The organism is Rhodospirillales bacterium, from assembly GCA_016710335.1.
Taxonomy (GTDB): domain Bacteria; phylum Pseudomonadota; class Alphaproteobacteria; order Rhodospirillales; family Defluviicoccaceae; genus JADJXQ01.
Window position 1 is genome coordinate 1 of the sequence record JADJXQ010000025.1, and the last position, 21,374, is coordinate 21,374.

The 21,374-nt window shown below is 67.9% G+C and carries 16 protein-coding genes, 1 other RNA gene and 3 pseudogenes; 12 read left to right on the forward strand and 8 right to left on the reverse strand.

What is annotated here, in order from left to right; translation table 11 throughout:
• Window positions 1-26 precede the first annotated feature (26 nt).
• Window positions 27-1,098: pseudogene (locus IPM60_16980) on the forward strand (type III PLP-dependent enzyme).
• On the opposite strand, the gene IPM60_16985 reads toward IPM60_16980, so the two are convergent.
• Genes IPM60_16985 through IPM60_17000 form a run of 4 tightly spaced genes read right to left on the reverse strand, consistent with a single transcriptional unit; the run spans window position 1,089 to window position 4,373 of the window.
• Entirely contained in the window at window positions 1,089-2,111 is a 1,023-nt protein-coding gene (locus tag IPM60_16985) for an XdhC family protein (protein ID MBK8909497.1), read from the reverse strand. The pseudogene IPM60_16980 and the gene IPM60_16985 sit on opposite strands and share 10 nt — an antisense overlap.
• Window positions 2,112-2,141: 30 nt before the next feature.
• On the reverse strand, window positions 2,142-2,519 hold the full coding sequence (locus IPM60_16990) for a DUF1318 domain-containing protein (GenBank protein ID MBK8909498.1): 378 nt from the start codon (window positions 2,517-2,519) through the stop codon (window positions 2,142-2,144).
• A gap of 13 nt (window positions 2,520-2,532) precedes the next feature.
• Complete coding sequence (locus IPM60_16995; protein MBK8909499.1) at window positions 2,533-2,724, reverse strand: YnbE family lipoprotein; 192 nt, start codon at window positions 2,722-2,724, stop codon at window positions 2,533-2,535.
• Window positions 2,721-4,373 (reverse strand): YdbH domain-containing protein, encoded by a 1,653-nt coding sequence (locus IPM60_17000; GenBank protein ID MBK8909500.1) that lies wholly within the window; start codon window positions 4,371-4,373, stop codon window positions 2,721-2,723. The genes IPM60_16995 and IPM60_17000 overlap by 4 nt, the downstream gene beginning before the upstream one ends.
• A gap of 206 nt (window positions 4,374-4,579) precedes the next feature.
• On the opposite strand from IPM60_17000, the gene IPM60_17005 reads away from it, so the two are divergent.
• A complete protein-coding gene (locus tag IPM60_17005; GenBank protein ID MBK8909501.1) occupies window positions 4,580-5,116 on the forward strand; it encodes a hypothetical protein in 537 nt (178 codons plus the stop codon).
• On the opposite strand, the gene IPM60_17010 is transcribed toward IPM60_17005, so the two are convergent.
• On the reverse strand, window positions 5,113-7,251 hold the full coding sequence (locus tag IPM60_17010) for a TRAP transporter permease (protein ID MBK8909502.1): 2,139 nt from the start codon (window positions 7,249-7,251) through the stop codon (window positions 5,113-5,115). The genes IPM60_17005 and IPM60_17010 overlap by 4 nt on opposite strands.
• A gap of 39 nt (window positions 7,252-7,290) precedes the next feature.
• On the reverse strand, window positions 7,291-8,316 hold the full coding sequence (locus IPM60_17015; protein ID MBK8909503.1) for a TAXI family TRAP transporter solute-binding subunit: 1,026 nt from the start codon (window positions 8,314-8,316) through the stop codon (window positions 7,291-7,293).
• Between the two features lie 477 nt (window positions 8,317-8,793).
• Here IPM60_17015 and IPM60_17020 point away from each other — a divergent pair.
• From IPM60_17020 to IPM60_17030, 3 genes and pseudogenes are all read left to right on the forward strand, one after another.
• A pseudogene (locus IPM60_17020) lies at window positions 8,794-10,183 on the forward strand (circularly permuted type 2 ATP-grasp protein).
• Window positions 10,184-10,192: 9 nt separating this feature from the next.
• Window positions 10,193-11,128: an alpha-E domain-containing protein gene (locus IPM60_17025; GenBank protein ID MBK8909504.1), complete on the forward strand. Its 936-nt coding sequence runs from the start codon at window positions 10,193-10,195 to the stop codon at window positions 11,126-11,128.
• The gene (locus IPM60_17030) at window positions 11,125-11,934 is read left to right on the forward strand and encodes a transglutaminase family protein (protein ID MBK8909505.1); all 810 of its coding nucleotides are present in this window, start codon (window positions 11,125-11,127) and stop codon (window positions 11,932-11,934) included. The genes IPM60_17025 and IPM60_17030 overlap by 4 nt, the downstream gene beginning before the upstream one ends.
• 31 nt (window positions 11,935-11,965) lie before the next feature.
• Here IPM60_17030 and IPM60_17035 read toward each other — a convergent pair whose 3' ends face one another.
• Complete coding sequence (locus IPM60_17035) at window positions 11,966-13,216, reverse strand: acetyl-CoA hydrolase (GenBank protein ID MBK8909506.1); 1,251 nt, start codon at window positions 13,214-13,216, stop codon at window positions 11,966-11,968.
• 206 nt (window positions 13,217-13,422) lie between these two features.
• Window positions 13,423-13,791 carry a MarR family transcriptional regulator gene (locus IPM60_17040; protein ID MBK8909507.1) on the reverse strand — a complete coding sequence of 123 codons (369 nt, stop codon included), beginning with the start codon at window positions 13,789-13,791 and terminating at the stop codon, window positions 13,423-13,425.
• Window positions 13,792-13,903: 112 nt separating this feature from the next.
• Between IPM60_17040 and rnpB the strand changes: the two genes are divergently transcribed.
• The 7 genes and pseudogenes from rnpB (at window position 13,904) to IPM60_17075 (ending at window position 21,361) form a co-directional block, all read left to right on the forward strand.
• Window positions 13,904-14,350: RNase P RNA component class A (gene rnpB, locus IPM60_17045), an RNA gene on the forward strand.
• 359 nt (window positions 14,351-14,709) lie between these two features.
• On the forward strand, window positions 14,710-15,183 hold the full coding sequence (locus IPM60_17050) for a division/cell wall cluster transcriptional repressor MraZ (GenBank protein ID MBK8909508.1): 474 nt from the start codon (window positions 14,710-14,712) through the stop codon (window positions 15,181-15,183).
• Window positions 15,184-15,245: 62 nt separating this feature from the next.
• Window positions 15,246-16,301, forward strand: a complete 1,056-nt coding sequence (gene rsmH / locus IPM60_17055) for a 16S rRNA (cytosine(1402)-N(4))-methyltransferase RsmH (protein MBK8909509.1) — start codon at window positions 15,246-15,248, stop codon at window positions 16,299-16,301.
• Window positions 16,298-16,675, forward strand: a complete 378-nt coding sequence (locus IPM60_17060) for a cell division protein FtsL (protein ID MBK8909510.1) — start codon at window positions 16,298-16,300, stop codon at window positions 16,673-16,675. Before rsmH ends, IPM60_17060 begins: the two co-directional genes overlap by 4 nt.
• Window positions 16,672-18,462, forward strand: coding sequence for a penicillin-binding protein 2 (locus IPM60_17065; GenBank protein ID MBK8909511.1), 1,791 nt, complete (start codon window positions 16,672-16,674; stop codon window positions 18,460-18,462). Before IPM60_17060 ends, IPM60_17065 begins: the two co-directional genes overlap by 4 nt.
• Entirely contained in the window at window positions 18,449-19,912 is a 1,464-nt protein-coding gene (locus IPM60_17070) for a UDP-N-acetylmuramoyl-L-alanyl-D-glutamate--2,6-diaminopimelate ligase (protein MBK8909512.1), read from the forward strand. The genes IPM60_17065 and IPM60_17070 overlap by 14 nt, the downstream gene beginning before the upstream one ends.
• Window positions 19,909-21,361 (forward strand): annotated as a pseudogene (locus tag IPM60_17075) (UDP-N-acetylmuramoylalanyl-D-glutamyl-2,6-diaminopimelate--D-alanyl-D-alanine ligase). Before IPM60_17070 ends, IPM60_17075 begins: the two are co-directional and overlap by 4 nt.
• The last annotated feature ends 13 nt before the right edge of the window (window positions 21,362-21,374 follow it).

Sequence of the window (21,374 nt, forward strand, 5' to 3'; positions counted from 1 at the left end):
CGGACACCCCATGCCTGGTGGTGGACGTGGACGTCGTCGCCGACAATTACCGGAAGCTCCGCCGCGCGCTGCCGCGGGCGGACATCTACTATGCCGTAAAGGCCAATCCGGCCCTGCCGGTGCTCGAACTCCTGGCCGGGCTCGGCTCTTCGTTCGACGCGGCGAGTGCGTGGGAGGTCGACCGCTGCCTGGAGGCCGGCGGCCAGCCGGCGCGCATTTCCTTCGGCAACACCGTCAAGAAGCGCCGAGACATCGCCCACGCCTATGATCGTGGCGTCCGCCTCTATGCCTTCGACAGCACCGCCGAACTGCAGAAGCTGGCGGCCGAGGCCCCTGGCGCCCGGGTCTACTGTCGCATCCTGACTGCCAGCGACGGCGCCCGTTGGCCCGCTCAGCCCCCGAAGTTCGGGTGCGAACTCGACATGGCCCGCGACCTGATGATGCAGGCCGCCGACATGGGGCTGGACCCCTACGGCATCTCTTTCCACGTGGGCTCGCAGCAGACCGACCCGGCGGTATGGGATGTGGCCATCGGCCGCGCCGCCATGGTGTTCTCGGACCTCCGCGACGCGGGCTTGGAACTCCGCATGCTCAACCTCGGCGGCGGCTTCCCGGCCCGCTACCGCGGCGACGATCTGCCGCCGGTGGAGGATTTCGCCGATGCCGTCATGCTGGCCATGGCCCGCCATTTCGGCAACCGCATGCCGGATATGATCATCGAGCCCGGGCGCTCGATCGCCCGCCGAGGCGGGCGTGATCCGCACCGAGGTGGTGCTGGTCTCTCGCAAGCGCTACGACGACCCCCGGCGCTGGGTGTACTTCGACGTCGGCAAGTTCGGCGGCCTTGCCGAGACCATGGATGAAGCCATTCACTACCCGATACGCACCCCCCATGACGGCGGGGCGGAGGGGCCGGTGGCGATCGCCGGGCCGACCTGTGACGGCGCCGACATCCTCTACGAAAAGACGCCCTACACCCTGCCGCTGAAGCTCAGAAGCGGCGACCGGGTGGAGCTTTTGTCGGCCGGCGCCTACACCTCGGTCTACGCCGCCCAGCGCTTCAATGGCTTTGCGCCCATGACGGAGTACTACATCTGAGAGCGGAGCCCCTCGGGCGCCTTGCCGTAGCGGGCGGCGATGATTTGGGCGAGGATGGCGACGGCAATCTCGCCCGCCCGGCGGCCGCCCAGGTCGAGGCCGATGGGGCCGTGGATGCGGGCGAGGTCGTCATCGCCGAAGCCGAGCCCGCGGAGCCGCTCCCGGCGGCTCGCCTGGGTCTTACGGCTGCCGAGCGCGCCCACGTAGAAGGCCGGCGAACGGAGCGCCGCCTGCAGGGCCGGATCGTCCAGCTTGGGGTCGTGCGACAGGGTCACGACGGCGGTCTGGCCGTCGACGCCGATGGCGGCCAGCGCCTCGTCGGGCCACTCGTGAGAGAGGGTGAATCCTGCGAAGCGCTCCGGTGAGGCGAAGCTCAGGCGCGGATCGACCACCGTAACGGCGAACCCGGCAAGCGCCGCCATCGGCGCCAGGGCCTGGGCGATGTGGACGGCGCCGACTATGATCATCCGCGACCGGTGGCTGAAAACGGTCGCGAACAGGTTGCGGTCGTTCGCCCCGAGACGGAGGCTTCGGTCCTGCGCCAAGGCGGCTCGCGCGTCTTCCACCATTTCCGGTGCGAGCGTCAGATCGCCCGAAACGCCGGCGGCGTCGACCAGCGCGTGCCGTCCGCTGTCGAGATCGGTCACCAGCGCCAGCGGCGGGTTGTCGACGAGCGCCCGGACCATCGCCGGCTCCGCTGCAGCCTCGACGAACACGCTGAGGCGCCCGCCGCAGGCCAGCCCGACCTCCCAGGCGCGATCATCGGGAATGCCGTACTCCACGAGGCGCGGCCGCCCCTCGTCCAACACTGCCAGTGCCTCCGACACCACCGACCCCTCGATGCAGCCGCCGGAGACGGAGCCCTCGAAGCGCCCGTCATCGCGGATGGCGAGCAGGCTTCCTGCAGGGCAGGGAGACGACCCCCAGGTGTCGACGACGGTGGCCACGGCGACCTTATGCCCGTCGTTCAGCCACCCCAACGCCTGCGCCAACGTCCGCGTCTGCTCGTTCATACGAGGGAGACCCGCTTACGCACTCGCCCGTCACTTGCAGCCGCCGGGTGCGGTGCGCTGCAGCTTGACGCCGGCCAGCGCCTGGACCTGGGTCACGGTCGCGTCGGGAGTCTTGTCGGCGATGCCCCGGTAGTGCTTCAACCGCGCCGCGTTGATGCGTTCCACCAGCGCGGAGATGGCCGCCGGGGTTCCCGGGCAGGCGGCCAGCATGCCGTCGGAGCGCTCGACCACCTGACCGGCGGCCTTGGCTTGATCGACGCTCTGGGCGTGAACCGGAGGGCCGAAGCAGCACGCTGCGACGGCCACCGCGGCAACGACCGGCCCACCGCCAGACCCAACATCCTGTGCCGCAGACACCTGCAGCAAGTCCTGGCCCGTGTCCTCCTGGCCCGTGTCATCATCGTCCAAGGCGTTGCCGTCATCAGAACAACTCCGGATTCTTGCTGATCAGGTCTTCCAGTTCCCGGTCGACCTTGACCCGCACCTCGTGCTCGATCTTGACGTTCATGTTGATGGTGATCGGCTCCTTCGGCGCTTCCAGCGCGACCCGCGGCGTACATGCCGAGCCCAGCAGCACCAGGATCATCAGCGCTTGGTTTCGTGCGTCGGTCATCTCTGGTTTAGCCTGTCCTGGATCCGGTCCGGGAGCGTCACGCCCAATAGCCCGCTCAACACGACCCGATCGAGATCGCCGCTCAGATTGATGTTGAACACGAACGGATATCCTTCCATGAAATCCGGGTTCTTGCCAGAGATACTGACGCTGCTGGTCCAGCCGCGACCGGAGCCGCCGTCGACTTTGATCTGCAGGGACTCGTAGTGGAAGTTCTCCAGCGCCTGCAGGGCAAGGCCGAGCCCCTGACCCTGCCCCTGTGGCTGCAGCGCGGCCGGCGACGCGCCAGGCGTGTAGCGCAGCACCCCCGGCTGCTCGGTCGCCAGCACGCCGCCGTCGATGCCGAGCGCGCCATCCTCGAACAAGATGGGGATGCGACCGCTGACCTCGCCGGTCGCCGTCGCCGCTTCCAATTCCGCCAGATCCAGCAAGGCCTGCAGGTCCAATCCGGCGACGTCGAGGGCGCCGCGGTACGTTGGGCCCTCCAGGTCCATCCACCCGTCGGCCTGATCCACGCGGCCGCCGAGAAGATCTGCCGCGGCGCGCGTGATGTGGAGTCGCCGGCCGTCGTCGAGGTCGAAGCGAAGCTGGACGTCGGTGATCGGCACGCCCGCCTCGATGCGGCCGATGGTGATCGCCTGCATGGACGACGCCTGCAGCGGGGCGAAGCCGGTGATGCGGATGGCGCCGTCGATGTCCTGCAGGCGCGCGCCGAATGCCTGCATCGAGACGGTATCGAGCCGGATCCGCAGATCCGGTCGCAGCCGCTGGCCGTTCCAGGTCAGCCGGCCGCTCGCCGCCACCCGGCCGTTCACGTCGGTGACCGGCAGCGCGAGCGATGGCGCAAGGACCTGCGGCTGCAGCCTGCCGGGCGCAAAGCGGACGGGTTGCAGCGTGACCTTGGCCTCGCCGATACCGGTGTCGCGATCCCAGGCTCCGGAAACATCGGCCTGCACGCGCTCATCGGCGGCGCCGAGTCGGGCGCTGACGGCTAGGGTGCCGTTGACCTGCGACGCCGAGGTCGTGAAGTCGAGACTGCCGCTGATCTCGGCCTTGTCGTCGGCGGGAATCTGGACGACGCCGTTGAACTGCACCGCGCCGCGGTACCCGTCGGTGTCCTCGCGCGCAAACACTTCGCCGTCGATGTTGAGCCGGGCGCCGACCGGGCCCTCGACGGTGACGGCTGCGTCCTCGATCGCGATCGCCGCGACCGTCCAGCCGCCGCTGCCGTTCACATCGTCTGCCGGCGGAAGAGCCTCGAGTCCCTCAATGACGGCGCCATCCCCGCTCAAACGAATCGTGGCATCGAGACCCTGCACGTCGATCCGGTCGATCCGCTGCTCCAGCAACGCGCCCGGGGTCGAGGCGAGCCCGAGGCGGCGGACGGCGATCCCGCGATCCTGCCCGATGCGAAGGTCCGTCACCACCAGGCGCTGCAGGTCCGCCTCCTGCACGGCCAGCGCCGCCGGCGCCACGCCCGCGTCAGCCAGGCCACGGCGGATGGCCACGGCCGCGAGGTCGCGGCGGAACGCCACCGCCGCGGCCGCAAGAGCCGTTACGGCCACGGCGACAAGCAGCGCGGCGATGCCGGCGCGGCGGAGGACACTGCGCCTGGGCGCGGGTTGCTCGCTTGCGGGTCCTTCGGCCATGGCCTGCTGCATTTACCGTTCGTCAACCATAAGACCGTATCGTCGCCATCCTATCTCGGCAAGCGGTCCGGCCCTCATCCCGATCCTCTCCCGCTCGCGAGATCGAGGTGCGAAGCGGATCGGCGAGGAGCCTGCTTTAGCGGGAAGGCGAGGGCGTCTTGCGCGCCGTCGAGCGTCCGGAAGGGAAAGATCAGGAAGGGTAAGACATGCCTGCAGCGGTAGAATCCGCGTTCGATATCGCACTGTGGTTCGTCGACGCGGCGCTTGAAACCGGCGAGCATCTGCAGCCTCAGAAGCTGCAGCGCCTGTTGTTTCTGGCGCAGGCGTATTACGCCGTCCTGCACGAGGGGCGCCCGCTGATGCCGGCGGTGTTCGTCGCCGACGCCCTCGGCCCGATCGAACCCAACGTGTTCGCGGCGTTCGCCAAGGGGCGGCCGCACCTGGAGTCGTCGCGATTTCTGCCTGCGGCGGCGGAGGCGGTGTTGCGCGGCGTGTGGCGCCGCTTCGGGCATCAGTCCGCAGACGCGCTGGCGCGGTTGATCAAGGAAACGCCGGCGTTCCACGAAGCCCGCCGACGCGGGCACCGGGCCGAGATCCCGCTGGCGGCGATGGTCGCCGCGTTCGCCGCTGCCGACGGGCCGCCGAGCGCCGACAAGATTGTCCGCCCGACCGTGATGTGCACCCAGAACGGCCGGCCGGTCGTGGTCAAGACGTGGCTGCCGAAGGCCGCCGCACGCAGTTAGCTCAGCCTCGGCGTTGCAGGACGTCCCCGCCCGGCCAGCTTCAGATTGAGCAGCATCAGCAGCACGAAAACGGCCGCGCCGGCGAGGTGGATCCACAGGCCCAGCGGCCACAGCAACACGACGCCGAGCGCTGCGAACAGGATGCGCATCACCCAGCCGAGCGGCGCCTCCGCATAGCCCTGCAGGGCCGCGGTCAGCGCGTAGATGCCGGCGGTGCCGAACACGAAAATGGTCAGCGCCGCGATCACGTCGCCGGACAGGAACGGCGTGTAGGCGAACAGCAGCGGCACGATGTAGAGGCCCTTGGCGATCTTCCAGGCGGTAAGCCCGGTGGCCATGGCCGGGGTGCCGGCGATGGCGGCCGCGGCGAAGGCAGTAAGGCACACCGGCGGCGTCACGTTGCTGTCCTGGGACAGCCAGAAAATGATCATGTGCGCCGACAGGAGCGCGGTGGTGAGCAGCGCCGCGTCGAGGGTCTGCTGGATGACCATGCCCTTCATGTCCGGCGGGATCTTGTCGATCAGCGCCGCCGCATGGTCGGGCGCCATCGGCGTCCCCAGCGCGCCGGCGGCTTGCGGATCGATCAGCATCAGCACCGCCCGCGCCGCCTCGGGCACCGCGCCGGACGCCACCGCTTCGATCAGATGGCTCTGGACGATCAACTCGTAGATGGCCGGGGCGGAGAGGGTGCCGAGGACGATGTAGGCCGCCGTTACCGGCAGCCCCATGCCGAGCACCAGGGAGGCGAGCGCGACCAGCACCAGGGTAATGATCAGGCTGCCGCCGGCCCAATCGGTGACCATCAGCGAGAACGTGTTGCCGATGCCGGTGGTGCCGATGACGTTGACGATCAGCCCGACCGCCACCAGCAGCACCGCCACGCTGATCATGTTGCGGGCGCCTAGCGCCAAAGCCTCGAGGATCGCCCACGGGCCCATCCGTTGGGGCGACAGCCACGACGCGATGACGACGGAGACGATGCTGAAACCGGCGGCATAGGTCGGGGTAAACCCGTAGATCAGCAGCGCGATCAGCACCGCGATGGGGATCAGCGAGTGGCCGCCGTCCCTTATAACGTCGAGGAAGCGCGGGTTGTCGTCTTCCTCCATGCCGCCGATGGCCTTGCGCTTGGCTTCGATGCGCACCCAGAACGCGACGGACAGAAAGTACATCAGCGCCGGCAGGGCGGCGACGGCGATGATGGTGAGGTAGGGAATACCGGTGTAGCTCGCCATGATGAAGGCGCCGGCGCCCATCACCGGCGGCATCAACTGGCCGCCGGTCGACGCCGACGCTTCGACGCCGGCGGCGAAGCGGGCCTTGTAGCCGGCTTTCTTCATGAGCGGGATGGTGATGACGCCGGTGGAGACGGTGTTGGCGACGGCCGAGCCGGAGATCGAGCCCATCAGCCCGGAGCCGATTACGGCTACCAGGCCGGGACCGCCGACGAAACGGCCGGCCACGCTCCGCGCCAGGTTAATGATGAAGTCGCCGGCGCCGGAGCGCACCAGGAACGCGCCGAATAGAATGAACATGAACACGTAGGTGGAAGAAATGCGGGCGATGGTGCCGAACATGCCGTCGGTGCCGAAGAAATTACGGAACAGCACCGTCTCGACCGTCAGCCCCGGAAACTGGAAGACGCCGCCGACATAGCGCCCCCACCAGGCGACATACGTGAGCGAAATGATGATCAGCACCGGAATCAGCCAGCCGGTGGTGCGGCGGGTGAACTCGATGGCGAGCACGATGCCGAGGATGGAGACCATCCAGTCGCGCCACAGGAAGGTGACGCCGCGTTCGAACAGTGCCTGCTCGTTCCAGATGAGATAGACCACGGACAGCAACGCCAGCAGTCCGATCACGAAGTCGACCGGCAGCAGCGCCCGCTGCAATCCCGGCTTCCGCGTCGCGATCAGCGGGAAGGAGAGGGCGCACAGGAAGCCGAAAGTGCCGAAGTGGATGGCCGAGGTCCACAGCTCGGAGAGAGTGCCGAGAGTGTTGAAATAGAGGTGGGCGAGGGATGTGGCGATCCCCGCCCAGAACACGATGCGGCCGGCGACGGTATGCTCGCCGCGCACCACCGCCTGCGTCTCGCCAATCTCCTTGTCGAGATCCGCGCGTTCATCCGCCATGACGCCATCCTCCCCAGCAGCGACGGGGCAGCCGGTCCGTTACTTCGGCGGCATCAGCTTCTCCGGAATGTTGACGCCCTGCTCCTGGTAGTATTTCGCGGCGCCCGGATGCAGCGGGAACGGCAGGCCCGCGATGGCCTTCTCGATCGCCATGACTTTTGTCGCGTTGTGGATCCCCTGCAGAAAAGCGAGATTCTCGTAGATCGCCTTGGTGATCTTGTAGACCGCCTCCTCATCCACGTCGGCGCGAACCGCCAGGAAGTTCGGCTGGGCGATGGTCATGATGGGCTTGGACTGGCCGGGATAGGTCTCCGCCGGGATTTCGTAGCGGGTCCACAACTCCAGCCCCGCCTCTTCGTTGACCTGATTCACCTGCTCGTCGGTGAAGTCGAGGACCCGCATGCCGCTGCCGAGCGCCGCCGCCGCCTGGGCGATCGCCGAGACCGGCACGCCGGCCGGGATGTTGGCGCCCTCGATGGTGCCGTTCTGCAGCGCCTCGGCGCTTGGTCCGTAGCCCAGGTAGGCGAGATCGAATGCTTCGGGATTGATGCCGATCCCTTCCAGGATCGTCCGCCCCGAGCCTTCCGTCCCGGAATTGCGTTGGCCGATCGAGAACTTGCTGCCCTTGAGGTTGTTCATGTCCGACATGTCGCCGCTCTTGACGTTGCCGGCGCGAACCACGAAGTGCTCGACGTTCTGCCACAGCATGGTCACCGAGCGCAGGTTCTTCTGCGGCCCCTCGGCCTTGACCTGGCCGGTGCCGTTCCATGCCCAGGCGCCGTAGAGGCCCTGGAGAATGGCGAACTGGGCCTGGTCCTCCCGCATCAGCTTGATGTTCTCGCCCGACCCGGCGGAGGTGATCGCCGATATCGAGATGTTCTCGGTCGGCTGTAGCTTCACCTTGATCAGCGTGGCGAGCGCGACGCCGACCGGGTAGTAGGTGCCGCCGGTGGTCGCCGTCCCCATGATATAGGAGCGTTCCTCCTGCGCACGGAGGGGGGTGACGCCCGCCGTCGCAGCGACCGCCGCTGCGAGCAGCATCAGTACAGAGCGCCGTGCGATCATTGTCCTGGAATGGGTCATTCGTTTCTCTCCCTCGGTTGTCGCGAATGTGCCGGATCGGCCAGCGACGACATCTTTACAGGGCAGGCACTCCGGCTCGCCCGTCTTTTCGTTAACCATAGAGCGTGAACCGCAAGGATCAAGCGTGGCGATCGAGCACAACGGTTATCGGTCACTTGCCTATTTTTCATGCACACGCCATGGCTTGCGCAAGCGGCGTGCATCTGTATGATCGAGGCAAGGCTTGCGAACGCTGATCCTTGCCTTCCAACGGCGGGGGAAGACTCCGAATCTTAGCGGACACACGGCCTGACCACCTTGACCGCCGCCGGTATGGCGGCGACTGGGCGGGTGGCACGGGGATTGCTCCGCTTTCCGGACGGACCGGAGCACGAGCCCGGAGAACGAGCCCGAAGAACGAGCCAAGACTTCCAGAGGTGCGGACGCGTGTCGATAAGCGTGAGCGATGTCTTCGACGAAATGCGCGGGTTCGATGGCGAGGTGCGCGCGGCTTACAGGGGCTACGAGACGTGGCTCCGGGACATGCCGTTCGATCGCCTCGCCGAAAAGCACCAGCGCGCCGATGCGTTGTTCCGCCGCCTCGGCATCACCTTCGCCCTCAGCGGCGACGTCGACGGCGGCGAACGGCTGATCCCGTTCGACATCATCCCGCGCATTCTGGCCGCAGAAGAGTGGGCGGTCGTCGCCGCCGGCGCCTGTCAGCGCGTGCAGGCGCTCAATGCCTTTCTTCACGACATTTATCATGAGCAGGAGATCCTGAAATCCGGCGTCGTGCCGGCGAGCCTGGTTCTGGACAATCCGGCGTTCCGCCCGGAGGCGCTGGGGCTGGACCTGCCGCGGGGCGTGCACGTACACGTCGCCGGCATCGACGTGGTCCGCGTCGGCCCGGACGAGTTCCACGTCCTCGAAGACAACGCCCGCGTGCCGTCCGGCGTCTCCTACATGCTGGAGAACCGCGGCACCATGATGCGGTTGTTTCCAGACCTGTTCGCCCGCCAGGCAGTGGCGCCCGTCAACCACTACCCGGAAGTGCTGCTGCGCACCCTCAAGGCGGTGGCGCCGCCGGGCGTGGTCGATCCGTCGGTGGTGGTACTGACTCCCGGGCACTACAACAGCGCCTACTTCGAGCACGCCTTTCTGGCTCGCGAGATGGGGGTTGAGTTGGTGCAGGGCGTCGATCTCGTCGTCGACGACGGCCGCGTCCATGCGCACCACCGAGGGGTTGAAGCGGGTCGATGTCATCTACCGGCGGATCGACGACGACTTCGTGGATCCGCTGGCGTTTCGGACGGATTCCGTCCTCGGGGTCCCGGGGTTGCTGTCTGTCGTTCGCACCGGCGGCGTAGCCATCGCCAACTCCATCGGCACCGGCATCGCCGACGACAAGGCCATCTACGTCTACGTGCCGAAGATGATCGAGTTCTATCTCGGCGAGAAGCCGATCCTCAAGAACGTCACCACATTCAGCCTCCGCAACCCCGACGAACGGGCCTACGTGCTCGAGCATCTGCAGGAGCTGGTGGTGAAGGAGGTGGCCGGCGCGGGCGGTTACGGCATGCTGATCGGGCCGGCAAGCACTGCAGAACAGCGGGATGCATTCCGCGCCAAGATCCTCGCGGAGCCGGAGGCATTCATCGCCCAGCCGACCCTCGCGCTGTCCACCTGCCCGACGCTGATCAACGGGAGCATCGAGCCGCGTCACGTGGATCTCAGGCCGTATGTGCTGACCGGGGAGACGACGACGGTGGTGCCGGGGGCGCTGACCCGCGTCGCGTTGCGCAAGGGCTCGCTGGTCGTCAACTCGTCCCAGGGCGGCGGCACCAAGGACACCTGGGTTCTGGAGCAGTAGGAGGAGCGTATGCTGGGGCGCACGGCGAACAACGTCTACTGGCTGGCGCGCCATGTGGAGCGTGCCGAAAACCTGTCGCGGCTGCTGGCGAGCACCTACCACATGTCGCTGCTGCCGCCCGGCGACGGCAACGGCACACGGCACTGGGAGGCGCCTCTGGCACTCTGCCCCGACCCTTCCTCGTTCGCCGCGCGCCACGATGCGGTGACCGCCGCCACCGTTATCGACTTCATGGCGCTCGACACGGATAACCCCGGCAGCATTCGCTCCAGCATTCGCCAGGCGCGGGAGAACGCGCACGCGACCCGCAACGAGTTGACCACCGAGGTGTGGGAGGCCATCAACCAGACCTACTACGAGCTGGAATCTCTCAACTACGCCAAGTTGCTGGACCGCGGATTTCAGGAGTTCTTCGACTGGGTGAGGGAGCGCTCGCATCTCTACCGGGGCGCCGTGTTCGGCACCATGCGCCGCGGCGAGGCGTTCACGTTTTCGCGGCTCGGCACCTTCATCGAGCGGGCCGACAATACCGCCCGGTTCCTGTCGCTCAAGTGGGGCCTGCTGACGCCCGGCGCGTCGCGGCCGGTCGCCGCCGAAGACTACTACCGATGGGGCGCGCTGCTGCGAGCGTTCAGCGCGTTCAAGGCCTACCGGGAGGTCTATTCGGTCATCATCGACCCGCGGCGGGTGGCCGAGTTGCTGGTCCTGCGGCGCGACATGCCGCGCTCGCTGTTTGCATGCGCAGGGGAAACCCTTTCGATCCTCGACGATATGCGGGGCAATGCCGACTGCACCCGCCTCGCCCGTCAGATCTACACGCGCATGGAGGTTAGCCGCATCGACGGCATCCTGCGATCGGGTCTGCCCCGTTACCTGAACGAGTTCGTTCGCCGCAACAGCGAACTGGATGGTCTAATCGGCAAGGAGTTCATGCTCGTCCCATGAGGTTGAACATCATTCATGAAACCCACTACCGGTTTCAGTCGTCGGCGCAGCACAGCATCCAGTACCTGCGGCTGACGCCGCGACCGGATCCGTGCCAGCATGTGCGCAACTGGCGCCTGTCGACGCCGGGCAAGTTGCGGAGCTGGATCGACGGCTTCGGCAACATCGCCCACATTTCGGTACAGGCGGGTCAACACGACGAGGTGGCGGTGGTCGTGCGCGGCGAGGTCGAAACCGTCGACACGGCCGGCATCGTCTCTTCCGATGACGGCTTGCCGCCGCTGATGTTCCTGCGCCAGACCAGGTTCACGACGCTCGGCGACAGCATCCGCGCCTTGGCGGAGCCGTTCCGCGAGCGCATCGACGACGAGGGGATGATCGCGGGGCTGCACGCACTGATGCTGTCGGTCAACGGCACGCTCGATTATCGGCCGGGTCTCAGCGACGTCGCCAGCACGGCTGCGGAGTGCATCGACAACGGACACGGCGTCTGCCAGGATTTTGCGCACCTGTTCATCGCCTGCTGCCGTTCTCTCGGCGTGCCGGCGCGCTACGTCAGCGGCTATCTCTACGACGACGGAGCCTCCCGGGGCACCGTCGCCAGCCATGCCTGGGCCGAATCCTATGTGGACGATCTGGGCTGGGTGTCGTTCGACCCGACCAACGGCTGTTCCGCGACGGAAAGCTACGTGCGCCTTGCCGTGGCTCTCGACTATGATGGCGCGTCGCCGGTGCGCGGCGTCCGCAGGGGCGGCGGCATCGAGGAGATGAGCGTCCGCGTCGAGGTCCTCAGCGAGACCCAATAGCCCCACTGATGCAGAACGGGGGAGGCGCCGCCTACATGGCGGAGCGGCGCAGGTGCCAAGCCGCGGCAAGGTCGCCGCGGAACGTCGGGGCGGCGATGGCAATGAGGGCCTCGGCGCGGGCGTCAACCGACAGGCCGCGGAGGTCGGCGATGCCATGTTCGGTGGCGACCAGGTCCACGTCTCCCCGCGCGACGCTCACCGCGGTGCCCGACTCCAGTTGCGGCACGACCCGGGACACCGTGCCGCGCCTGGCTGTGGCCGGCAAGGCAACGACGGAAAAACCCCCCTTCGACAGGCGGGCCCCGCGCATGAAGTCGGTGATGCCGCCGGCGCTGGAGATCTGGCGGCCGCCGATCATTTCGGCGTTGACCTGGCCGAGCAGATCCACCTCGATCGCCGCGTTGATGGCGGTGAAGCGGTCGATGCCGGCGAGGGTGCCGATGGCGTGGGTCCAGCCAACCGGCGCGAAGCGGACGCGGGGATCGTCGCGCACGAACCGGTAGAGGGCGTCGGAGCCCCACGCGATGCCGGTGGTGATGGCGTCGTCCCGCTCGGCGATGGCGCCCGCCTGCACCAGCGGCAGTACCGCGTCGGTCAGTGCTCCGGCATGGATAGCGAGGTTGCGCTTGTCGGCGAACGCCGACAGCACGCCCTGCACGCCGCCGATGCCGACCTCCACGGTGTCGCCGTCGTGGATGAGCGACGCGAGGTGACCGCCGATGGCGGCGAACACCGGGTCGACCGCGGCGGCGCGGCCGGCGAGCGCGCAGGGGGCCTCTATCACGTAGTCCAGCTTGGCGTAAGCCAAAGTGGTGCCGCGGGTCCGCGGCATCAGCGGGTTGACGTGGGCGACGGTAGCGCCGGCCATGTCAAGGATCGCCGGCGCAAAGTCGTTGGCGATCCCGAGGCTGACCCGCCCCGCGTCATCCGGCGGGGAGACATGCAGGAGGGCGAGGTCGACGACCTCCCTGTCCCGAAGATGCGTGTAGATGCCGACGTACGACACGGGCACATAGCCGACCCTGCCGGCCGCGAATGAGTCACGCAACTCGGGGCCGACGAAGAACGCCGTCGACCGCGCCTCCGGATGGAGTCCGGCATAGTCGGTGCAATTGTGGCCCGGGAGCCAGACGCCGGTGAAACGGACGCCGGCGGCGGCGTCCGGCGTCGCCTTGAGGGCGTCGACGACGAGCGCCGATTCGCCCTCCAGCCCCGGCGCATACACCGTCATGCCGGGGCGGAGCAGGCCGGGGAGGTCTTCCGGCTTGATGGACCGGGGCATGTCGCAGTTCGCCTATCCCGTCATGGGCCGTCATCGCGAGGAGGCGGAGCCGACATGGCAATCCGCATGGCGCCGGATGCCGACCCCTGGATCGCCCCGCACCTTGGCCGAAGATGCCCGCAAAGACGACGGTTTGCAACGAGCGGCGGCGTTACGATCCGGCGCCGCGCGGCTTCGGCGCCGGATCGTGCCCCGCTCCGTTCCCGCTACGGCACCGCGCGCCCGTCCCCGTGGGCCGCGATCATCTCGCCGTAGTCGTGGAGAAAGACCGAGCCGCGGACGGTCCGCTGGACGTTGATGCTGCGACGGTCGTCGTCGTCGACCTTTCGCCGCACGAAGTCGAGCGCCGCCAGGCGGTTGAGCCCGCGGGTCACGGCGGCCTTCGAGATCCCAAGGGCGGACGCCAGTCCGCGCACCGTGTGCGGCGGCGGGGTGAGATAGACGGTGAGCAGGATGGCCATCTGCCGGACGGACAAGTCGGGGAGGTTGCTGCGGACGGAACTCACCAGGGTACGGTGCCACAGTTCCAGCCCGCCTCGCGACGTCAGAGGGACGAGCTTGTCGGAAGCGTTCATTGTCGGGGTCTTCGCGGGTTGCGGGTGCGCGCACCGGAGCACTATACCACTGCCGGGGGTGGCGGTCTGCGTCCGTTGCCGTTTTTCCCCATCTGCTCTAGTCTCTTTCCCGCCAGACGGCCGGATGGCCGCCTTCGGCGCTGCGGCGACGCGGCGCCGGGGGAGGAAAGTCCGGGCTCCACGGAAACACGGTGCCGGGTAACGCCCGGCGGGGGCGACCCCAGGGAAAGTGCCACAGAAAGCAAACCGCCCGGTCCGGCCTGCACGCCCGCCAGGGCCGCAGGCGGCGACCTCGTCGCCTTCGGCAGGCGCACCGGGCAAGGGTGAAAGGGTGCGGTAAGAGCGCACCGCGGCTCCGGCAACGGAGACGGCACGGTAAACCCCACCGGGAGCAAGACCAAGTAGGGACGGCACGCCGGCGGCAACGCCGGCAGGCGGAGTTTTCGCGCCGCCGTCCGGGTCGGTCGCGCGAGGCGCCCGGAGACGGGCGTCCCAGATGAATGGCCGTCGCCTGCTCGCAGTGCGGGTACAGAACCCGGCTTACAGGCCGTCTGGCGCCATCTCCCGAACGGCAACTTCAGAAACGACCGGCGCCGCGACCGTGACCGGCAAAATGGAACATTTGACGAACAAATAACGGGCGGGTTGCGAAGGCGTCGTTGTTGAGACAAGGCGGCGCCGCGGCAAGATGTTCGCTCCTTGAATTCCCGGGTTTGTTTCAGGAGCTTCAGAACGCCATTCATGCCGACCTGTTAACAGCCGCTCTTCAAAACTTTGTAGAGGAAGTGAATCCAATATCTCCCATTGACCACCATTGCATCCCATGGTATCCCATTTGGTATCAGGGAATGCTTCGAAAACGTGCGCGTCCCGCCGGCGTTGGGTGGGCGAGATGCAGCGGGGACGTGAGGAGCCGTCATGGCTCTGCTGATCGGGCGATTCGTCAACAAGATCGACGCTAAAGGGCGAATATCCGTGCCGAAGGCTTTCCGCGACTCGCTGTCTGTCCAGAACTCCGACTTCGCAGGCGTCTACGCATTCCCGCATTTCAAAGCAGCAGCCATCGAGCTTTGCGGCGAATCCTTCATGCAACAATTGACGGACAGGATTGACAATCTTGATATGTTTTCGGACGCGCGCGACGATTTGACGTCTATCCTTTTGGAAAGCGCGCATCCTTTGCCGTTCGATCCGGAGGGCCGCATTACGCTGCCGAAGGAACTGATCAGCCATGCTCATCTTGACAAAGAAGCATTGATTGTTGGCCGCTCCAAGAGCTTCCTGATCTGGGAACCGACCCTTTACAAGGAGCACCGGGCGCTCGCCTTCGAGCGGGCCCGCACCACCGGCGCCACCCTCAAGCTGCGCACGCCACAGGAGGTCGCCCCGTGAGCGACCTCGGCTCCAATGTGCCCCCCGATGTGCGCCCTCCTGTTCCCCCGCATGTCCCGGTGATGCTGGCGGAGATGCTGGACGGTATGGCTCCGCGCGCCGATGGCGTGTACGTGGACGCCACCTTCGGCGGCGGCGGCTACACGAGGGCGCTGCTCGACGCGGCGGCGTGCCGAGTTTGGGGCATCGACCGCGATCCCGATGCGGTGGCCCGAGCGGATGTGCTGTGCCGCCGTTACGCGGGCCGGCTGACCGTGCTGCCCGGATCGTTCGGCGACCTCGCAAATGGTCTTGGCACGGCGGGGATCGATCGGGTGGACGGCATCATCTTCGATCTGGGCATGTCATCGCAGCAACTGGAGACGCCCGAGCGCGGCTTCTCGTTCCGCCTTGACGGTCCGCTCGACATGCGGATGGACCCGTCCGTCGCCGTCAGCGCCGGCGACGTGGTCAACACTGCCTCGGCGCAGGATCTCGCACGCATCCTCCGCAGCTACGGGGAAGAGCGCTCGGCGCGGCGCATCGCCCGCGCCATCGTCGAGGCGCGGGAAACGGCGCCGATCATCCGGACCGGGCAGCTTGCGGCGATCGTGCATCGGGTGCTCGCTGGCCCGCCGACCGGGATCGACGCGGCGACCCGCACCTTCCAGGCGCTCCGCATCTACGTCAACGACGAACTCGGGGAACTGGATCGGGGGCTGCTTGCCGCCGAGCACCTGCTCGCGCCTGGCGGGCGGCTGGGCGTCGTCGCCTATCACTCGCTTGAAGACCGCCGCGTCAAGATGTTCATGCGCACCCGCAGCGGTGTCGCCCCGCGCGCCTCCCGCCATCATCCGGACGGCTCCGCAGAGGGCAGCGCTCCCAGCCTGCGACTCGTGCACCGCCGTGCGCTCCGCCCGACGGCCGCGGAGATCGCCGCCAACCCTCGCGCGCGTTCAGCCCGCATGCGCGTTGCGGAACGCACTGCGGCGCCTGCGTGGCCCTCTTCATCGGAAGGCGGGCGCACGGAAGCCTTGCCGACGGATCGTCAAAGCAGCGACGACCGGTCGACGCACGACCGGCGAACAACGGACCAGCGGGCAGCAGTCCAGCCATCAGCAGACAGGAGAGCGGCATGAACGCCGGTTTCTTCCGACAGACGACCCTGTTGTTCATGGTGCTCGCCATAGGGCTGGCGCTTGTCCTGTTCGGCGTCAAATACGAGGTCCAGGACGTGGAAGAGGAGTTGGCGCAACTCGACCAGGACATCGCCAACGAGCGCCGCAGCATCCACGTGCTCCGCGCCGAATGGGCGTACCTCAACAACCCCGACCGGCTTCGCGGTCTCGCCAAGTCGCACCTGGATCTGCAGCCGTTGGCGCCCGAACAGCTTGGATCGTTCGCTTCCCTGCCGTGGCCGACGCCGCCGACACAAGCCGGGATCGCCTCTGCGCTGAAATCCGGGCCCATCAACGTCCCGTCGACGGCGTCCCGCTGGAGTGCCGAGCCATGAGCGGTCTTCAGCACAAGGGCAGTCTGGAAACCGCCCGCGGCACCGCGGTTCGCCGCACCGTGCGGCTGGAAGGCGCCTATTCGCGAACTCTGGACGTCGCACGCAATCGGCTGGTCGTCGCCGGGATATTCTTCCTGTTGGCGTTTCTGGTGATCGGCGGGAGATTGGTGACGCTGGCAGCCATTGGCGGCGGCACGGAGCGGGCCGCCGCTGGCGGCAGCGCCTGGGTGGCGGGCCGCGGCGACATCTTCGACCGCAACGGTGTCCTTCTCGCCACCAGCCTGCCGACACCCTCGTTATACGCCGATCCCTCGGAGGTCCTGGACCCCATCGAGACCGCCCGGCGGCTCATGCAGGTGTTCCCGGACCTTGATCGCACCGTCTTGCTCAACCGGCTGTCGCGAGATTGTCGTTTCGTCTGGATCCGCCGCAATATCACGCCGGAGGAACAACACGCCGTCAACTGGCTCGGTCTTCCTGGTCTCGGCTTCCGCATCGAGGCGCGCCGCGTCTATCCGCACGGCTCGATGGTGTCCCACCTCGTCGGCTTCACGAACCGTGCCGCTCGCGGCGTCGCCGGCGCCGAAAGTGCGTTCGACGCCGAACTTGCGGCGGATCTGCCGGTCACCCTCTCCGTCGACGTCGGTGTCCAGAGCATCCTGCACCAGGAATTGATGCGGACGATCAAAACCTTCCGCGCCGTCGGCGCCGCCGGCGTGGTGCTCGATGCGGAGAACGGAGAGGTCCTGGCGATGGTGTCGCTGCCGGACTTCGACCCCAACGATCCGGCCTCCGGCGACGAGGAGCTGCGCTTCAACCGCGCCACCCAGGGCGTCTACGAAATGGGCTCCACGTTCAAATTGTTCACGGCGGCGATGGCGCTCGACAGCGGCACCGTAACGCTTGAGAGCGGCTATGACGCCAGCCGCCCGATTCGAATTTCGCGCCATACGATTCGGGACTTCCATCCGGAAAATCGGTGGCTCTCGGTACCGGAAATCCTTGTTCATTCATCGAATATCGGCGCCGCCCAGATGGCGCTTGACGTCGGAGCGGGCCTCCAGCGCAAGTACTTGCAACAACTTGGTCTGCTCACGGCGCCGGGCATCGAACTACCGGAGGTGGGCAAGCCCTTGCAGCCCGGACAGTGGCGTGACGTGAACACGATGACGATCGGTTTCGGACATGGCATCGCGGTGAGCCCGCTGCAGGTCGCCTCCAGCGTGGCGACCGTGGTCAATGGCGGCGTTCAGCACCGCCCGACCATCGTCCGCCGCGAGGCGCCGCGTCCGTTGGGCGAACAGGTTCTGTCTGCGCGCACCTCGGAGCGGATGCGGGCGATGATGCGGCTCGCGGTCATGCGCGGCACCGGCACCAAAGCGGACGTTCCCGGGCTCCGCGTCGGCGGCAAGACGGGCACGGCGGAGAAGCTGATCGGCGGCCGCTATAACCGTAGCGCCAAGCTGGTTTCCTTCGTCGGGGCCTTCCCGATCGATCATCCGCGCTACGTGGTGGTGGCGGTGGTCGACGAACCGAAAGGCACCCGAGAGACCTACGGTTACGCGACCGGCGGTTGGGTCGCGGCGCCGGCGGTCGGCCGCATCGCGGACCGCATCGCGCCGATCCTCGGGGTCGAGCCGGTGATGGCGGACATCGAGGAGATCAAGGCGCGGGAGCGGGGCGAACACCGCATCATCCCCGCGGTGCTGCGGGGCGACGCCCCGATGACCGCGTTCCTCCGGCAGGCGATGGCCCAGGCGCGGGGACGACCCGGTGCGGCTCACTGACTTGCTGAATGGATTCGATGTCGAGGTGACGGGTACGACGGAGAGCAAACGAAGCCACATTACGGGTTTGACCAGCGACTCACGGCAGGTCAAGCCGGGCTACCTGTTCGCGGCATTGCCGGGTGGCCGGACCGACGGCACTGCCTTCATCTCCGAATCTATCGCCCGCGGCGCCGCCGCGGTGCTCACGCGGGCGCCCGACTTCGAGCGGCGGGAGTCCGTCGCGGTGATCGTTGACGCCAACCCACGGCGCCGCCTCGCGCTGCTGGCAAGCCGCTTCTACGGTCGGCAGCCGGATGTCGTCGCCGCCGTCACCGGCACCAACGGCAAGACCTCCGTCGTCAGTTTCCTGCGCCAGATCTGGACGCATGCCGGCCGCGCGGCCGCCAGCGTCGGCACGCTCGGCGTTCAGGCGCCGGACGCCGCGCGCTCCGGCAGCCTAACCACCCCCGATCCGGTCGAGTTGCACGCGACCCTCGCCGAACTCGCCGACGCCGGCGTCGATCATCTGGCGCTGGAGGCGTCGAGCCACGGGCTCTCCCAGCACCGGCTCGACGGGGTGCGCATCGCGGCGGCGGCGTTCACCAACCTCACCCGCGAACACCTCGACTATCACGGCTCAATGGCGGATTATCTCGACGCCAAGCGGCGTCTGTTCGCGGAGCTTGTAGACGCCGGCGGCAGCTGTGTGGTCAACGCCGACGATGCCGCCGGTGCGGAAATGATCGCCGCCGCCGAGCCGCGCGGAATCGCGGTCATGACCTACGGGCATGCCGGACGGGACGTGCGTCTGACGGCTATCACGCCGGCGGCCGAGGGTCAGCGGCTCGAACTGGTCGTCGAAGGCAAGACACACTGCGTGTCAGTGCCTCTGGTCGGCGTCTTTCAGGCATCCAACGCGCTATGTGCAGCCGCCCTCGCGATGGCGACCCGGGTTCCGGCCGAGGTGACGGTCCAGGCACTGATGGCGCTGCAGGGGGTGCGTGGACGCCTGGAGCTGGCAGCGCGACTCGACAGCGGCGCGCGCGTTTATGTGGATTACGCCCACACGCCGGATGCCCTGGCGGCGGCGCTGGCGGCGCTGCGTCCGCACGCCGCCGGTCGCCTGATCGTCGTGTTCGGCTGCGGCGGCGACCGCGACGCGGGCAAGCGACCGGAGATGGGGCGGATCGCCGCGGTCCTCGCAGACCACGTCATCGTCACCGACGACAATCCACGCGGCGAAGACTCCGCCGCCATCCGTCGCGCCATCCTGGCCGGCTGTCCGAGCGCGACGGAGATCGGCGACCGCGCCGAAGCCATCGCCGCCGCGGTCGCCATGCTGGGTACGGGCGACGTGCTCCTGATCGCCGGCAAAGGACACGAGACCGGCCAGATAGTCGGCGACCGCGTCCTGCCGTTCGATGATGCCGCGGCGGTTCGCTGCGCGGCCGCCGGGAGGCAAGCATGAAGACTCTTCCGCAGCCATTGTGGACCGCCGCGGAGGCGGTTGCGGCCGTTTCCGGTCGCAGCGACGGCGCCTGGCGGGCTACCGGCGTCTCCATCGACAGCCGCACGGTGGAGCGGGGGGACCTGTTCATCGCGCTCGGCGGTCCGAACTTCGACGGGCACGACTTTGTGGCCGAGGCGCTCGACAAGGGTGCGGCGGCGGCCATGGTCGCTCGTCGTCCCGGCGACGTGGCCGGCGACGCGCCGCTGCTGTTCGTCGACGACACGCTGGAGGGGTTGTGCGCCCTCGCCCGCGCCGCGCGCTCGCGGAGCCGGGCACGGGTCATCGCGATAACCGGCAGCGTCGGCAAGACCGGAGTCAAGGAGGCGACCCGCATCGCGTTGTCGGCCCAGGCGACCACCGCGGCCAGCGAAGGCAGCCTCAACAACCATTGGGGCGTGCCGCTCAGCCTCGCCCGTCTGCCGCGCGAGGCGCGGTTCGCGGTGTTCGAACTCGGCATGAACCATCCGGGAGAGATCACGCCGCTGGCGCTGCTGGTACGCCCGCACGTCGCCGCCATTACGACCATCGAGGCGGTCCACCGGGCGCACTTCTCCTCGATCGAGGCCATCGCCGATGCCAAGGCGGAGATCTTCGTCGGCGTTGAGCCGGGCGGGGCGGCGGTGCTCAACCGGGACAACGACCAGTTCGCGCGTCTCGCACAGGCGGCCGGCGCAGCGGGAGTGGCGGCGGTAATCTCTTTCGGCCGTCATCCGGACGCCGGGGTTTGCGCGATCGAGGAACTGACCGACTCGGCAGGGTCGTCGGTGGTTGCCCGGATCGCCGGCGAAACCGTGGAGTACCGGTTGAACGTGCCGGGGCGGCACTGGGTCGGCAACAGTCTCTGCGTCCTTGCCGCAGTGGCCGCCGCCGGCGGCGACGTGCGCGCCGCGGCCCGGGCGCTGGCGGCATTCACGCCATCCAAAGGCCGCGGCCAGCGCTTCATCATTCGAGTGGAGACCGGCGCCTTCACCCTGATCGACGACAGCTACAACGCTTCGCCGGTCTCCATGGTGGCGGCGCTCGACGTGCTCGGCAGCATGCGCCCCGGATCAACCGGCCGTCGCATCGCGGTGCTGGGCGACATGCTGGAACTGGGCGACGGCCCGCGGCGCTGCATCCCGCCCTGGTCGACCCGCTGCCCGCGCACGAGGTTCGACCTGGTCTTCACCCGCTGGCAGCGAGATGATCCACCTGTTTGACGCTCTCCCGTCGGAGATGCGGGGCGGACACGCGCCCGATGCGGCTGCCCTGGCGCCGCTGGTCTCTGCCTGCGTGCACTCCGGCGACGTGGTCGCGGTCAAGGGCTCGGCGGCTAGCCGGATGGGCCTCGTCGTCAACGCCCTGAAGGCGCTGGATGCCGGCGTCGACGCCCACCATGCCGACAGCCGCACCGCTTCGCGGACGTAAGGGAGGACGCCCG